The organism is Pseudomonas frederiksbergensis, assembly GCF_003732705.1.
Classification (GTDB): Bacteria; Pseudomonadota; Gammaproteobacteria; order Pseudomonadales; family Pseudomonadaceae; genus Aquipseudomonas; species Aquipseudomonas frederiksbergensis_F.
The window spans coordinates 1-15,586 of the sequence record NZ_MOBR01000011.1 but is presented as its reverse complement, the minus strand read 5'-3'; the positions used below and the strand labels follow the sequence as shown (position 1 = coordinate 15,586).

Genomic DNA, 15,586 nt, shown 5'->3' with positions numbered 1-15,586 from the left:
ATCCGCGCCTATGAAGTTTCCAGGAAGATTTACCAGTGGCGTGCTCATGCTGTTAACCAGCTGCACGGCGCTGGCGCAAAGTGAATTGGATGTGCGGATCAAACCGTCCAACGATGAACTGAAAGCCAATATAGAGGGCTATATCGGCAGCCTCGGCGATCGTGATGAAGAAGCCTTGTTGCGCTTCAGTCGTGGCGCCGAAGAACAGGCACGCAAGGCCGCCCAGGCCTTGGGTTACTACCAGCCGCAGATCGACAGCGAAGTGAAGGGCGGCGAGAAGCCGCGCCTGACGCTGAAGATTGACCCTGGCGAACCGATCCATTTGCGCAACGTCACCGTGCGCATCGACGGGCCGGCCGGTTCCCTCAAATCTTTTCGCAAGCCGCCGCCAGAGCTGCTCAAGCCCGGCGCCGTGCTCAATCATGGCCATTACGAAGACGCCAAGCGCCTGATCCAGAACCAGGCCTCGCGCTTCGGCTTTTTCAATGGCCACTTCACCAGCCAAAAGCTGTTGGTGGACCCCCGCGCCGGCGTTGCCGATGTCGAATTGATTTATGAAAGCGGCCCGCGCTACGCATTGGGCAAGGTCACGTTCGAAGGCGACACACCGTTCGACGAAGACCTGCTGCAACGCATGGTGCCGTTCAAGGCTGGCGCGCCGTATGACTCCGAACTGATCGCTGAACTCAATCAGGCCCTGCAATCGAGCGGCTATTTTGAAGGCGTGCGGGTGGACGCGGCCCCGACGGCATCCAAGGACGATGTCATCCCGGTGGCGGTCAAACTCGACACCCGCAAGCCGCGCACCATGGGCCTGGGTCTGGGTTACTCCACCGACGTCGGGCCGCGGATCAAGGCCAACTGGACCCGGCACTGGGTCAACTCTCAGGGCGACAGCTATGGCTGGGAAGCCGAAGTGTCAGCGCCACGGCAGAACGTCGGGGTGTTCTACGACATTCCCCTGGACCCGCCGCTCACCGACAAGCTGCGCTGGGCCGCCGGTTATCAATATGAAGAAATTTCCGGCACCGACTCTCTGAGCAAGCTGCTGACCCTCGGCCCTGAATGGCACAGCAAGTTGCCCAGCGGCTGGCAACGGGTGGTGTCGCTCAAATGGCAGCGCGAGGAATACACCCTCGGCGATGACTCGGGCCTGAGCACGTTGTTGATGCCGGGCGTCAGCTATTCGTATCTGAAAAGCGACAACCGCATCGACCCGCACAATGGCTATCGCCTGACCTTCGAAACCAAAGTCGCCAAGGAAGGGCTGGGGTCGGACACCAACTTGCTTTACGGCACCGCGCTGGTCAAAGGCCTGACCACGGTCTTCGACAAACACCGCTTCCTCGGCCGGGTGCAGGTCGGCGGCAGCGCCACCAACGGCTACAAATCGGTGCCGCCGTCCTTGCGCTTCTTTGCCGGTGGCGATCAGAGCGTGCGCGGTTACGACTATCAGAGCCTATCCCCGGAAAACTCCGAGGGCGATCGCATCGGCGGTCGCTACATGATTGCCGGCAGCGTCGAGTATCAATATTCCATTGCCGAGAAATGGCGGGTCGCGACCTTTATCGACCAAGGCAATTCCTTCAACACACTCGAACTGCCGAACCTCAAGACCGGTGTCGGTATCGGCGTGCGCTGGGTCTCGCCGGTCGGGCCGATTCGCCTCGACCTGGCCCACGCGATGGACGACGACGGCGGCATTCGACTGCACTTTTCCATGGGGCCTGAGCTGTGAAGCGTGGTTTGAAAATAACGCTGCTGACGATTCTGACGCTGCTGTTACTGGTCGTCCTGGCCGTGGCCACGGTGCTGGGCACGGCGACCGGCAGTCGCTGGGCGCTCGGATTTGTCCCGGGTCTGACCGTGGAGAATTTCCAGGGCCGCTTGGGCGGGCAGTGGAGCGCCGATCATCTGCTGTGGCAGCAGGACAGCAGTCGGGTGGAGCTGAGCAAAGTGATTTTTGCCTGGTCGCCGCTGTGCCTGACGCGCATGACCTTGTGCATCGAGCAATTGCAGGCCGATCAAGTCAGCCTGCAATTCCCGCCGGGCGCCGAAGAAGAAAGCAGCGGCCCGATCAAACTTCCAGACTTAAAGCTGCCACTGGCAATTGAACTGGGCGACGTCAAGGTCGGCAGCTTGTTGTTCAACGGCAGCGAAGAACTCAAAGGCCTGCAACTGGCGGCGCACTGGACCGCAAAGGGTTTGCAGATCGACTCGGTGCAATTGCAGCGTGACGACCTGAGCCTGAACCTCTCCGGCCTGCTGCAACCCGGCGGCAACTGGCCGCTGACCGCCGAAGGCAAGCTGACAATGTCGACGCCCGCGCCCTGGACGCTGGCCTTGAAAGTCGATGGCGACCTGCTGAAAACCCTCAATCTGAAAGCTGACAGCAGCGGTTACCTGAACGGGCAACTGACCGGCGAACTGCAACCGCTGGTGGAAAACCTGCCGGCCAAGGTGCGAATCACCGCCGACGGCTTCAAGCCCGCCGCTGGTCTGCCGGACACCCTGCAACTCAATCAACTGGAACTGACCGGCGACGGCGACCTGAAAAACGGTTACCAGCTGCTCGGCAAAGCCACACTGCCCGCCGAACAAGGCCCGGTCGCATTGATGCTGCAAGGCAAGGTCGACGCCAAGGGCGCACAAATCGCCGGGCTCGACCTGACCGCCAACGACAAGCAAAGCCTCAAGCTCACCGGCAACCTCGACTGGAGCAAAGGCCTCAGCGCCCAGGCGAAGATCGATTGGCTGGACTTCCCGTGGCACCGCCTCTATCCGCTGATCGACGAACCACAAGTGGCATTGCGCAGCTTCAATGGCGAAGTGTCCTACACCGATGGCAAATACCTCGGCAACTTCAAAGCCGCACTGGATGGCCCGGCCGGGGCGTTCACGATGAGCAGCCCATTCGCTGGCGATCTGACAAAAATCTACCTGCAACAATTCCAGCTCGAAGCCGGGCAGGGCAAGGCCGAAGGCCATCTGAACCTGCAATTCGCCGATGGCATTGCCTGGGACACCGCGCTCGACCTGTCGGCGATCAACCCGGCGTACTGGATGGCGGAGTTGCCGGGCACCTTGGCCGGGCCGTTGCGCAGCAAAGGCGAGATGAAGAACGACCAGCTCAGCCTGAGCGCCGACCTCGATTTGAAAGGCAAACTGCGCGGCCAGCCGGCGGTGATCCAGGCCAAGGCCGATGGGGCCGGTGAGCAATGGAACCTCAATGCCCTGCAGATTCGTCTCGGCGACAACAGCATCAACGGCAAGGGCCGCCTGCAACAGAAACTCGCGGGCCAAATCGACATCAAGCTGCCGCGCCTCGCTCAACTCTGGCCGCAACTGCGCGGGCAACTCAACGGCCGGGTCGATGTCGCCGGCACCCTCAAGGCGCCCCAAGGCAAGCTCGGTCTGCAAGGTTCGCAACTGGCCTTCGAAGACAATCGCCTGCAAAGCCTGAACCTCGACGCCACCCTCGACAGCGCGCAACGGGCGAAAATCGACCTCAAGGGCAGCGGCATTCAGGCCGGCGAAACCTCGCTGGGCACTTTGACCGCCAGCGCCCAGGGCGATATCAAGAACCAGAAACTCAGCCTCGACCTGCAAGGCCCGCAGCTGAAACTGGCCCTGGGCCTCGACGGCACGCTGGACAAAGGCAACTGGCGCGGACGTCTGGCCAGCGGCGATATCCAGGCTGGCGGTCAGGACTGGAAGCTGCAAGGTCCGGCCAAGCTTGAGCGATTGGCGGACGGCAAAATCAATTTCGGCGCGCATTGCTGGATGTCTGGGCCGGCCAGTTTGTGCGGCGAAGACCAGCGCTTGATGCCGGAACCGAAGCTGCGTTATCACCTCAAGCAATTCCCGATCGACAGTCTTGCCCAGTGGTTGCCGAAGGACTTCGCCTGGAAGGGCAAGCTCAACGCTGACCTGCAATTGGACCTCCCAGCCAGCGGCCCGAACGGCCAGATCAGCATCGATGCCAGCGGCGGCACCTTGCGTATGAAAGAGAAGGATCAGTGGCTGGACTTCCCGTACCAGACGCTCAAACTCACCAGCAAGCTCACGCCCAAGCGTATCGACACCGACCTCAACTTCGTCGGCGGCAAGCTCGGCGAGTTGATGGTGCAGGCGCAGATCAACCCGCTAGCCAAGAACAAACCGCTGACCGGCTCGTTCCGCCTCAACGGTCTGGACCTGTCGGTGGCGCGACCGTTTGTGCCGATGGTCGAGAAGCTCACCGGTCGTTTGAATGGCAGCGGCACCTTGTCCGGCGGACTGCTGGCGCCGCTGGTCAACGGCAATCTGCTGCTCAGTGATGGCGAGGTGTCTGGGGCTGAACTGCCGATGGAAGTGCAAGACTTGCAGCTTAAAGCGGTGATCGCCGGCGAAACCGTGCAATTGAACGGCGCCTGGAAAAGCGGCAAGACCGGGCAGGGCAGCTTGAACGGCAACATCGCCTGGGGGCAGGCGCTGGTGGTGGATTTGGCGCTCAAAGGCACGCAATTGCCGGTCACCGTCGAGCCCTACGCGAAGCTTGAAGTGGCGCCGGACCTGAAAATCTCGATGAAGGGCGACGAATTGGCCATCGCCGGCAAAGTGCTGGTGCCCAAGGGTGAAATCACCGTGCGCGAATTGCCGCCATCGACGGTCAAGGTCTCCGATGACACGATCATCGTCGGTGCGCAGACCGAAGAAGGCAAGCCGCCCATCGCCATGAAAATGGATATTGATGTGGTGGTGGGGGAGGACAAACTCAGCTTTGCCGGGTTTGGCCTGACCGCGAATCTGCAAGGCCATATGCACATCGGCGACAACATGGACACCCGCGGCGAACTCTGGCTTAACGACGGTCGTTACCGCGCCTATGGCCAGCGCCTGACGGTGCGGCGTGCGCGGCTGCTATTTGCCGGGCCGCTCGATCAGCCCTATCTGGACATCGAAGCGATTCGCCAGACCGACGACGTCATCGCCGGCATTCGCTTGAGCGGCAGCGCCGAGCAGCCGACCACGCAAATCTTCTCCGAACCGGCCATGAGCCAGGAGCAAGCGTTGTCCTATCTGGTGCTGGGGCGTCCGCTGAGCACCAACGGTGAAGACAACAACATGCTGGCCCAAGCGGCCCTCGGGTTGGGTTTGATGGGCAGCTCCGGGGTGACCAGTGGTTTGGCCAAGGATTTGGGCATTCAAGACTTCCAGCTCGACACCCAGGGCAGCGGCACGACGACGGCGGTGGTGGCCAGCGGCAACATCTCCGAGAAACTCAGTTTGCGTTATGGCGTAGGGGTGTTTGAACCGGCGAATACCATTGCCCTGCGTTACAAACTGAGCAAAAAGGTCTACCTCGAAGCCGCCAGCGGCGTAGCCAGTTCGCTGGATATCTTCTACAAGCGGGATTTCTAAACCCGTCCACCTGATCGTTCCCACGCTCTGCGTGGGAATGCCTACCGGGACGCTCCGCGTTCCGCTCTTGAATCGTGACGCAGAGCGTCACTGGCTGCATTCCCACGCAGAGCGTGGGAACGATCAGTCACGCCGCCATTTATCAGCTAAATACAAAGCATCCTAACTATTACGTTGACATTCGCTGCCTAGGCAGTAACATCTCGACATACATTCTCTGCCTAGGCAGCTAATTGGTGGTCAGATGAAGCATTTCACCCCGGAACAATTCAAGCATTGCCACCTCGGCCTCCTGCTCGGGCGCGCCGCGTTGCTCAAGGACCGGATCATCGATACGCACATGGAACCTCACGGCATCACCGCCGCGCAGTTCAAAGTGCTGATCATCATGGCCCAGTTCGGCGTCGATACCCCGGCTGAGTTGTGCCGTCACCTGTCCTTGGACAGCGGTTCGATGACCCGAATGCTCGATCGTCTGGAACAGAAAGGTTTCCTCGCTCGCCAACGCTCCGAAGCCGATCGCCGACAGGTGCAACTGGTGCTGACCGAACAAGGCCAGCAATTGACTGATCGTCTGCCGGACATCGGCGCCGATGCCATGAACGAACTGGCCGGCGCCATCACCCCGGACGAGTTGCAAACCCTGGAACGAATCCTGAAGAAAATCTTGGTGGCAGCCGGTGACTCGATCACCTTGCTGCGGGTAGGTGACAAATGAGCAGCAAAACCTTGCGTACTGGCCTGAGCCTGGTGCTGGTGTCGATGATTCTGGCCGGTTGCGCCAGCTACAGCGGCCTGAACACCGAAGGCAAAAGTGTCGATGCGAAAACCCTCAAGGCCGGGCAATCCCTGAGCGGCGTAACCCTGTCGCCCGCTGCCTGGCCGAAAAGCGACTGGTGGAAAAGCCTCGGCGACCCACAACTCGACGGTCTGATCCGCGAAGCCTTGCACGACAGCCCGGACATGCAAATCGCCGACGCCCGCGCCCATCAGGCCAGCGCCGCAGCGTATGCCGCCGATGCCGCGCGGATGCCGACCCTCGATGCCAGCGCCGGTATCAGCCGTTCGCGCCTGGCCAAGGATCAAGACCCGCTGGGGCAGGGCGACGCCTACGCCACCGTGCGTAATGTCAGCGCCAGTTTCAATTACAACTTCGACCTCTGGGGCGGTCAGCGTGACGCCTGGGAGGCCGCGTTGGGCCAGGCCCGCGCCGCTGAAGTCGATCAGCAGGCCGCGCAGTTGACCCTGTCCGCCGACGTCGCTCGCGCCTATAGCGATCTGGGTCAGGCGCACATCGTTTATGACCTGTCCAATGAAGACCTCAAGCGCACTAAGCAAATGCTTGACCTGAGCCAGCGTCGCTTGAGTTCGGGGATCGACAGTCAATACCAGTTCCAGCAGACCGAAAGCCTGGAAGCCAGCTCTGAAGCCAGCCTGATCGATGCGGAAAAACGCCTGAACAGCGCGAAAATCGCTCTGGCCGTGTTGCTGGGCAAAGGCCCGGATCGCGGCAATGAAATCGCCCGGCCGAAGATCCTCCAGGCCAGCGCCGTGGCCTTGCCGTCGGTGTTACCGGCCGAGTTGCTCGGTCGTCGCCCGGATCTGGTGGCCGCGCGCTGGCGGGTCGAGGCCGCGAGCAAGGACATCGCCGCGAGCAAGACCCAGTTCTATCCCAACTTGAACCTGACGGCTGCCGCCGGTGCCGAATCCTTATTGGGTGACGCGATGTTCGGTTCGGCCAGTCGCTTCTTCAACATTGCCCCGACCCTCTCGGTGCCGATCTTCGACGGTGGCCGCTTGCGCGCCAACCTCGATGCCCGCGACGCCGACTATGACCTGGCGGTGGCGCAGTACAACAAGAGCCTGGTCAAGGCGCTGGGGGATGTCAGCGACACCATCAACCAGTTGCGCGATATCGGCCGGCAGATTGGTGCCCAGCAGCACGCCACCGAGATTGCCCAGGATTCTTACAACACCGTGGTCCAGCGTTACGGTTCCGGCATCGGCAATTACCTGGACGTGCTCAGCATCGAACAGCAATTGCTCCAGGCCCAGCGTCAACTGGCAAACCTGAATGCCGAGCAGATCGATTTGTCGATCCAACTGATGCAGGCGCTCGGCGGCGGCTTCCAGGCCGAAACCATCGCCTCGGCCAATCCAGCCCCAGCCAAGCTGAACAACTAATTCAAGGTACTTGTCATGGCCACTGCCGAAACTACAAAAGCTCCTGAAAACGCTCAAGACACCAGCAACCCACGCAAACGCAAAGTCATGCTGACGGTGCTGGCGATTCTGGTGATCCTCGCCGGTGCCGGCGTGTGGGCGTATCACGAATTCTACGGGCGCTGGAACGAAAGCACCGACGACGCCTACGTCAACGGCAACGTGGTGGAAATCACCCCGCTGGTCACCGGTACGGTGGTGAGCATCGGTGCCGACGATGGGGATCTGGTCCACGAAGGCCAGGTGTTGGTTAACTTCGATCCGAATGACGCCGAAGTCGGTTTGCAAAGTGCCCAGGCCAACCTGGCTCGCACCGTACGTCAAGTGCGCGGCTTGTACAGCAACGTCGATGGCATGCGCGCCCAGGTCAACGCTCAGCAAGCCAATGTGCAAAAAGCCCAGGACAACTTCAACCGTCGGAAAAACCTCGCCGCTGGCGGCGCGATTTCCCAGGAAGAACTGTCCCACGCCCGCGACGACCTGACCTCGGCGCAAAACGCCCTGGCCAATGCTCAGCAACAACTGAAAACCACCAGCGCGCTGGTCGATGACACGGTTGTTTCGTCGCACCCGGACGTGATGTCAGCCGCCGCGAACTTGCGTCAGGCTTACCTGAACAACTCCCGCAGCACCTTGATCGCGCCGGTGACCGGTTACGTGGCCAAACGCTCCGTGCAACTGGGCCAGCGCGTTCAGCCGGGCACGGCGCTGATGGCGGTGATTCCGCTGGATCAACTGTGGATCGACGCCAACTTCAAGGAAACCCAACTGCGCGATATGCGCATCGGCCAACCGGTGGACATCGAGGCCGACCTGTACGGCAGCGACGTGAAATTCAGCGGCACCATCGACAGCCTCGGCGCCGGCACCGGCAGCGCGTTTGCCTTGCTGCCAGCGCAGAACGCCACCGGTAACTGGATCAAGATCGTGCAGCGTGTGCCGGTGCGGATTCACGTCAACGCCGAAGAACTGGCCAAACATCCGTTGCGGGTTGGCCTGTCGACTCAAGTGGATGTGAACCTGCATGACCAGAGCGGCCCGGTGCTGGCGCAACAGCCACCGCAAAAGGCTTCGTTCAGCACCAACGTCTATGACCGTCAATTGGCCGAGGCCGATGCGATGATCACCCAGCTGATCCATGACAACAGCGCTGCGGTCAGCAAGACCGCGCAACGCTGATTCGCCATCACACCAACCTGTGGGAGCGAGCCTGCTCGCGAAGGCGGCTTTCTATTCAACATCTCTGTTGATTGAATCACCGCTTTCGCGAGCAGGCTCACTCCCACACAAGGTCAGCGGCGCCGGTTGAACGGCGCCGCGCACGCCACGGTTCCATAGGATTAGCGATGAGCAATAACGCGTCTTTCACGCCGCCCAGCCTGGTGCTCAGCACCATTGGCCTGTCGCTGGCGACCTTTATGCAAGTGCTCGACACCACCATCGCCAACGTGGCCTTGCCGACGATTTCCGGCAACCTGGGCGTGAGTTCGGAGCAGGGTACCTGGGTGATCACTTCGTTCGCCGTGAGCAACGCGATTGCACTGCCGCTGACTGGTTGGTTGAGTCGGCGTTTCGGCGAAGTGAAGCTGTTTCTCTGGGCCACGATTCTGTTTGTACTGGCCTCGTTTCTCTGCGGCATCTCGACCTCGATGCCGGAACTGATCGGCTTCCGGGTGCTGCAAGGCCTGGTGGCCGGGCCGTTGTACCCGATGACCCAAACCCTGCTGATCGCGGTGTATCCCCCGGCCAGGCGCGGCATGGCCCTGGCGTTGCTGGCGATGGTCACGGTGGTGGCGCCGATTGCCGGCCCGATCTTGGGTGGCTGGATCACCGACAGTTATAGCTGGCCGTGGATCTTCTTTATCAACGTGCCGATCGGGATTTTCGCGGTAATGGTGGTGCGTTCGCAGCTCAAGGCGCGTCCGGTGGAAACCAGTCGCCAACCGATGGATTACGTCGGTTTGATCACGCTGATCATTGGCGTCGGCGCGTTGCAGGTGATCCTCGACAAGGGCAATGACCTGGACTGGTTCGAATCGAACTTCATCATTATCGGCGCAGCGATTTCCGTGATTGCCCTGGCGGTGTTCATCATCTGGGAAATGACCGACAAGCATCCGGTGGTCAACTTACGGCTGTTTGCTTACCGCAACTTCCGCATCGGCACCATTGTCCTGGTGTTGGGTTATGCCGGGTTCTTCGGCATCAACCTGATCCTGCCGCAGTGGCTGCAAACCCAGATGGGCTACACCGCTACCTGGGCCGGTCTGGCGGTAGCGCCGATCGGGATTCTGCCGGTGCTGATGTCGCCGTTTGTCGGCAAATACGCACATAAATTCGACCTGCGGCTGTTGGCTGGGCTGGCGTTCCTGGCGATTGGCCTGAGCTGCTTTATGCGCGCCGGGTTCACCAACGAGGTGGACTTCCAGCACATCGCCCTGGTGCAGCTGTTCATGGGCATTGGCGTGGCGCTGTTCTTCATGCCGACCTTGAGCATTTTGATGTCGGACTTGCCACCGAGCCAGATCGCCGATGGCGCGGGCCTGGCGACCTTCCTGCGAACCTTGGGCGGTAGTTTTGCGGCGTCGTTGACCACGTGGATCTGGATTCGTCGGGCGGACCAGCATCACGCCTACTTGAGCGAAAGCATCACCACCTACGACCAACCTACCCGGGATGCCTTGAACACCCTGGGCGGGGCGAGTACCCCGGCGTATGCGCAGCTCGATCATGTGTTGACCAGCCAGGCCTACATGCTCTCTACCGTGGATTACTTCACGTTGCTGGGGTGGGGATTCTTCGGGTTGATGCTGATCGTGTGGCTGGCCAAACCGCCGTTCGCGGCGAAAGCCGGGCCTGCGGCGTCTGGGCATTGAGTGCAGGGCTTGAGATCGACCCCTCTCCCTAACCCTCTCCCCAGAGGGGCGAGGGGACTGACCGAGGTGTTCTTTCGAGCTACATCGACCTGAAAGTCTGAGTCGAACTCAGGTTTGGAAAACGATGGAGATCTGCTCCCTTTCCCCCTCACCCCTCTGGGGAGAGGGCTGGGGAGAGGGGTGGCTCTTAGCCGTTAGGCAATGCAAGCTGCGGCGGTGTCCCAAAATCAAACGGGGCCAGGGAAAACCCTTGCTCATCCACCTGCAACGCCCAGCCCTGACGATCCCAATCCCCCAGCACAATGCGCCGGGCCGCTTGTTCGCCAATCTGCAACTTGTGTATCGCCGGTCGATGGGTATGCCCATGGATCAGCGTCTTCACGCCAAACGCCTGCATGATTCGCGGCACTTCTTCGGGCGTGACATCGACGATGTCATTGGCCTTCATCCGCGTTTGCGCACGGCTTTCGCTGCGCAGCTTGCGCGCCAGGTTGTGGCGGGTGCGCAGGGGCAGGTGGCGGAGGATGAACAGGGTGATCGGGTTTCGCAGGTAGCGACGCAGCTTCATATAGCCGACATCGCGGGTGCAGAGGCTGTCGCCGTGCATCAAAAGCACGGGTTCGCCGTAAAACTGCACGACACTCGGGTCCTTCAGCAGCGTGCAGCCGGCCTGTTTGCAAAAGGCCTTGCCGAGCATGAAGTCGCGATTGCCGTGCATCAGAAAAATCGCCGTGCCGCTGTCGCTGAGATCGCGCAGGGCCTGGCAGATGGAACGCTGGAACGGCGTCATGGCATCGTCGCCAATCCACGCCTCGAAAAAGTCGCCGAGGATGTACAACGCACTCGCCGAGCGGGCGCGTCCGGCGAGCAAATCCAGAAACGCCCGGGTAATGTCCGGGCGCTCCTCTTCCAGATGCAAGTCTGAAATCAGCAATATCACGCTTCGATGATCTCGGCTTTCTCGATGATCACGTCGTCTGCTGGTACGTCCTGGTGGCCGGACTTGGAGGTGGTGGAAACACCTTTGATCTTGTCCACGACGTCAGTGCCGGCAACCACTTTGGCGAAGACTGCATAGCCCCAGCCTTGGGTAGTCTTGGCGCTGTGGTTCAGGAAGCTGTTGTCAGCTACGTTGATGAAGAACTGCGCGGACGCCGAATGCGGCTCCATGGTGCGAGCCATGGCCACGCTGTACTTCTCGTTCGGCAGGCCGTTGTCTGCTTCGTTCTGGATGCTTGGGCGCTTGTCTTTCTTTTCTTTCATGCCTGGCTCGAAACCGCCGCCCTGGATCATGAAGTTACCGATCACACGGTGGAAAACGGTGTTTTCGTAGTGGCCGGCTTTGACGTATTCGATGAAGTTGGCAACGGTAACCGGTGCTTTTTCAGCGTTCAGTTCCAGGACGATGTCGCCATGGTTGGTCGTCAGTTTGACTTGGGTCATGATCGGTACTCTTCTAATAAATTCGTGGGTTTGGGGGCATCAAGGCCCTTAACCGGTCCGGCCAACAGCAGCCAAGGTGCGCAGTTTAGCGCGACGGGCGTTAATTTCGAGGCAGTTTTTAAAAACAGGTGGATTAAACGCACCTGATTTAGGGCCTGCTCTGTCAGCGGCTTGACAGCATCGGCTATGATAGCGCCTTTGTTTTGTCAGGCCTTTCGTTCCGGCCGCGCACTCGTACGTTCAAGGATCCTATGAGCAAGCCCACTGTCGACCCTACCTCGAATTCCAAGACCGGCCCTGCCGTGCCGGTCAATTTCCTGCGCCCGATCATCCAGGCGGACCTGGACTCGGGTAAGCACACGCAGATCGTCACCCGTTTCCCGCCTGAGCCCAACGGCTACCTGCACATCGGTCACGCCAAGTCGATTTGCGTGAACTTCGGCCTGGCCCAGGAATTTGGCGGCGTCACGCACCTGCGTTTCGACGACACCAACCCGGCCAAGGAAGACCAGGAATACATCGACGCGATCGAAAGCGACATCAAATGGCTGGGTTTCGAATGGTCCGGTGAAGTGCGCTACGCCTCGCAGTATTTCGACCAGTTGCACGACTGGGCCGTCGAGCTGATCAAGGCCGGCAAGGCCTACGTCGACGACCTGAGCCCGGAGCAAGCCAAGGAATACCGTGGCACCCTGACCGAGCCGGGCAAAAACAGCCCGTTCCGTGACCGCTCCGTGGAAGAAAACCTGGATTGGTTCGCCCGCATGAAGGCCGGCGAATTCCAGGACGGCGCACGCGTGCTGCGGGCCAAGATCGACATGGCTTCGCCGAACATGAACCTGCGTGACCCGATCATGTATCGCATCCGCCACGCCCATCACCACCAGACCGGTGACAAGTGGTGCATTTACCCGAACTATGACTTTACCCACGGTCAGTCGGACGCCATCGAAGGCATCACCCACTCGATCTGCACCCTGGAATTCGAAAGCCACCGTCCGCTGTACGACTGGTTCCTCGACGCGTTGCCAGTACCGGCGCACCCGCGTCAGTACGAATTCAGCCGCCTGAACCTGAACTACACCATCACCAGCAAGCGCAAGCTCAAGCAACTGGTCGATGAAAAGCACGTGTTCGGCTGGGACGATCCGCGCATGTCCACGCTGTCGGGCTTCCGCCGCCGTGGCTACACCCCTGCGTCGATCCGCAATTTCTGCGACATGGTCGGCACCAACCGTTCCGATGGCGTGGTGGATTTCGGCATGCTCGAGTTCAGCATCCGTCAGGATCTGGACCAGAACGCTCCGCGCGCCATGTGCGTGCTGCGTCCGCTGAAGGTAGTGATCACCAACTACCCGGAAGATCAGGTCGAAAACCTCGAACTGCCGCGTCATCCGCAGAAAGAAGAACTGGGCGTGCGCCAGTTGCCGTTCGCCCGTGAAATCTACATCGACCACGATGACTTCATGGAAGAGCCGCCAAAAGGCTACAAGCGCCTGGAGCCGAACGGCGAAGTGCGTCTGCGCGGCAGCTACGTGATCCGTGCCGACGAAGCGATCAAGGACGCCGATGGCAACATCGTCGAACTGCGTTGCTCCTACGATCCGGAAACCCTCGGCAAAAACCCTGAAGGCCGCAAGGTCAAAGGCGTGGTGCACTGGGTGCCGGCCGCGGCCAGCGTCGAGTGCGAAGTGCGTCTGTACGATCGTCTGTTCCGCTCGCCGAACCCTGAAAAGGCGGAAGACAGCGCCAGTTTCCTGGACAACATCAACCCTCAATCGCTGCAAGTTCTCACTGGTTGTCGTGCGGAGCCTTCGCTGGGCAATGCACAGCCGGAAGACCGTTTCCAGTTCGAGCGCGAAGGTTACTTCTGCGCGGATATCAAGGACTCGAAACCGGGCGCTCCGGTCTTCAACCGTACCGTGACCTTGCGTGATTCGTGGGGCCAGTGATTCAAGGGATTTAACGTGCTAACGATCTACAACACGCTCACCAAGAGCAAAGAAGTGTTCAAGCCGCTGGATGGCAACAATGTGCGCATGTACGTTTGCGGGATGACCGTTTACGACTACTGCCACCTGGGCCACGGCCGCAGCATGGTCGCGTTCGACCTGGTGACCCGCTGGTTGCGCTTCAGCGGTTACGACCTGACTTATGTGCGCAACATCACCGACATTGACGACAAGATCATCAATCGGGCCAACGAGAACGGCGAGTCGTTCGAGGCCTTGACCGAGCGCATGATCGCGGCGATGCACGAAGACGAAGCGCGCCTGAACATCAAGAAGCCGGACATGGAACCGCGCGCCACCGGGCATATCCCCGGCATGCACGCGATGATCCAGACCCTGATCGACAAGGGTTACGCCTACGCCCCGGGCAATGGCGACGTGTACTACCGCGTCGCCAAGTTCATGGGCTACGGCAAGCTGTCGCGCAAGAAGATCGAAGACCTGCGCATTGGCGCACGGATCGAAGTCGACGAGTCGAAACAGGACCCGCTGGACTTCGTGTTGTGGAAAGGCGCCAAGCCAGGCGAGCCGAGCTGGCCATCGCCGTGGGGCGACGGTCGTCCGGGCTGGCACATCGAGTGCTCGGTGATGTCGACCTGCTGCCTGGGCGAGACCTTCGACATTCATGGCGGCGGCAGCGACCTCGAATTCCCGCACCATGAAAACGAAATCGCCCAGAGCGAAGCGGCCACCGGCAAGACCTACGCCAACGCGTGGATGCATTGCGGCATGATTCGCATCAATGGCGAGAAGATGTCCAAGTCCCTGAACAACTTCTTCACCATCCGCGACGTGCTGGAAAAGTACCACCCGGAAGTCGTGCGTTACCTGCTGGTGTCGAGCCACTACCGCAGCGCGATCAACTATTCGGAAGACAACCTAAAGGACGCCAAAGGCGCACTCGAGCGTTTCTACCACGCGTTGAAAGGCCTGCCGAGCGTGGCGCCGGCCGGTGGCGAAGCGTTTGTCGAGCGCTTCACTCAGGTGATGAACGACGACTTTGGCACGCCGGAAGCCTGTGCGGTCCTGTTCGAGATGGTGCGCGAGATCAACCGTCTGCGCGAGAGCGATCTCGAGGCAGCGGCGGGGCTTGCGGCGCGCCTGAAAGAACTGGCGAGCGTGCTGGGTGTGTTGCAGCTTGAGGCGGATGACTTCCTGCAGGCCGGCGCTGAAGGCCGGGTTGATGCGGCTGAAGTCGATGCGCTGATTGCCGCGCGTCTGGCGGCTCGTGCCGGCAAAGACTGGGCCGAATCCGACCGCATCCGCGACCAGCTCACCGCGATGGGCGTGGTGCTGGAAGACGGCAAGGGCGGCACGACCTGGCGTTTGGCTGACTGATGATCGTTCCCACGCTCCGCGTGGGAATGCCTCAACGGACGCTCTGCGTTCGGCTCTGGGAGGGACGCGGAGCGTCCCGGGCTGCATTCCCACGCGGAGCGTAGGAACGATCAAAAGCAAAGCCCGCCTTGTGCGGGTTTTTGTTTACGTGCGGGTTCCAAGTGCGGTGGTGACAGGGCTGACGCCTTCGCGGGCAAGCCTCGCTCCTACAATTGTGTCGTTGATCGTTCCCACGCTCTGGTCTGCACCCCAAAAGTTGGACACAACCGATGGGGTGTTTCATGAGGAAGT

The 15,586-nt window shown here is 60.6% G+C and carries 10 protein-coding genes; 8 read left to right on the top strand and 2 right to left on the bottom strand.

Annotated elements, in window-relative coordinates:
- Positions 1 to 10: 10 nt before the first annotated feature.
- From BK667_RS14705 to BK667_RS14680, 6 genes are all read left to right on the top strand, one after another.
- Entirely contained in the window at positions 11 to 1,738 is a 1,728-nt protein-coding gene (locus BK667_RS14705) for an autotransporter assembly complex protein TamA (RefSeq protein ID WP_123508895.1), read from the top strand.
- The gene (locus BK667_RS14700) at positions 1,735 to 5,403 is read left to right on the top strand and encodes a translocation/assembly module TamB domain-containing protein (RefSeq protein ID WP_123598048.1); all 3,669 of its coding nucleotides are present in this window, start codon (positions 1,735 to 1,737) and stop codon (positions 5,401 to 5,403) included. The genes BK667_RS14705 and BK667_RS14700 overlap by 4 nt, the downstream gene beginning before the upstream one ends.
- Positions 5,404 to 5,647: 244 nt before the next feature.
- A complete protein-coding gene (locus BK667_RS14695; RefSeq protein ID WP_123410053.1) occupies positions 5,648 to 6,121 on the top strand; it encodes a MarR family winged helix-turn-helix transcriptional regulator in 474 nt (157 codons plus the stop codon).
- Positions 6,118 to 7,587 (top strand): efflux transporter outer membrane subunit, encoded by a 1,470-nt coding sequence (locus tag BK667_RS14690; protein WP_123598047.1) that lies wholly within the window; start codon positions 6,118 to 6,120, stop codon positions 7,585 to 7,587. Before BK667_RS14695 ends, BK667_RS14690 begins: the two co-directional genes overlap by 4 nt.
- Before the next feature lie 15 nt (positions 7,588 to 7,602).
- Positions 7,603 to 8,805, top strand: coding sequence for an HlyD family secretion protein (locus BK667_RS14685; RefSeq protein ID WP_123598046.1), 1,203 nt, complete (start codon positions 7,603 to 7,605; stop codon positions 8,803 to 8,805).
- Positions 8,806 to 8,876: 71 nt separating this feature from the next.
- Entirely contained in the window at positions 8,877 to 10,502 is a 1,626-nt protein-coding gene (locus BK667_RS14680; protein WP_375539172.1) for a DHA2 family efflux MFS transporter permease subunit, read from the top strand.
- A 187-nt stretch (positions 10,503 to 10,689) separates the two neighbouring features.
- Here the strand turns inward: BK667_RS14680 and lpxH are convergent, their stop codons facing one another.
- Together lpxH and BK667_RS14670 are read right to left on the bottom strand one after the other, a co-directional pair.
- Entirely contained in the window at positions 10,690 to 11,442 is a 753-nt protein-coding gene (gene lpxH / locus BK667_RS14675) for a UDP-2,3-diacylglucosamine diphosphatase (RefSeq protein ID WP_123598045.1), read from the bottom strand.
- Positions 11,439 to 11,945 (bottom strand): peptidylprolyl isomerase, encoded by a 507-nt coding sequence (locus tag BK667_RS14670; protein ID WP_123508902.1) that lies wholly within the window; start codon positions 11,943 to 11,945, stop codon positions 11,439 to 11,441. The genes lpxH and BK667_RS14670 overlap by 4 nt, the downstream gene beginning before the upstream one ends.
- A 251-nt stretch (positions 11,946 to 12,196) precedes the next feature.
- Between BK667_RS14670 and BK667_RS14665 the strand changes: the two genes are divergently transcribed.
- Positions 12,197 to 13,897, top strand: coding sequence for a glutamine--tRNA ligase/YqeY domain fusion protein (locus tag BK667_RS14665; protein WP_123508903.1), 1,701 nt, complete (start codon positions 12,197 to 12,199; stop codon positions 13,895 to 13,897).
- Between the two features lie 15 nt (positions 13,898 to 13,912).
- Positions 13,913 to 15,295 (top strand): cysteine--tRNA ligase, encoded by a 1,383-nt coding sequence (gene cysS, locus BK667_RS14660; RefSeq protein WP_123598044.1) that lies wholly within the window; start codon positions 13,913 to 13,915, stop codon positions 15,293 to 15,295.
- The last annotated feature ends 291 nt before the right edge of the window (positions 15,296 to 15,586 follow it).

What these genes read in the sequence shown, in the direction of transcription:
- BK667_RS14705 (WP_123508895.1), top strand. Translation starts at nt 11, where the DNA reads ATGAAGTTTCCAGGAAGATTTACCAGTGGCGTGCTCATGCTGTTAACC.
- BK667_RS14695 (WP_123410053.1), top strand. Translation starts at nt 5,648, where the DNA reads ATGAAGCATTTCACCCCGGAACAATTCAAGCATTGCCACCTCGGCCTC.
- BK667_RS14690 (WP_123598047.1), top strand. Translation starts at nt 6,118, where the DNA reads ATGAGCAGCAAAACCTTGCGTACTGGCCTGAGCCTGGTGCTGGTGTCG.
- BK667_RS14685 (WP_123598046.1), top strand. Translation starts at nt 7,603, where the DNA reads ATGGCCACTGCCGAAACTACAAAAGCTCCTGAAAACGCTCAAGACACC.
- BK667_RS14670 (WP_123508902.1), bottom strand. Translation starts at nt 11,945, where the DNA reads ATGACCCAAGTCAAACTGACGACCAACCATGGCGACATCGTCCTGGAA.
- BK667_RS14665 (WP_123508903.1), top strand. Translation starts at nt 12,197, where the DNA reads ATGAGCAAGCCCACTGTCGACCCTACCTCGAATTCCAAGACCGGCCCT.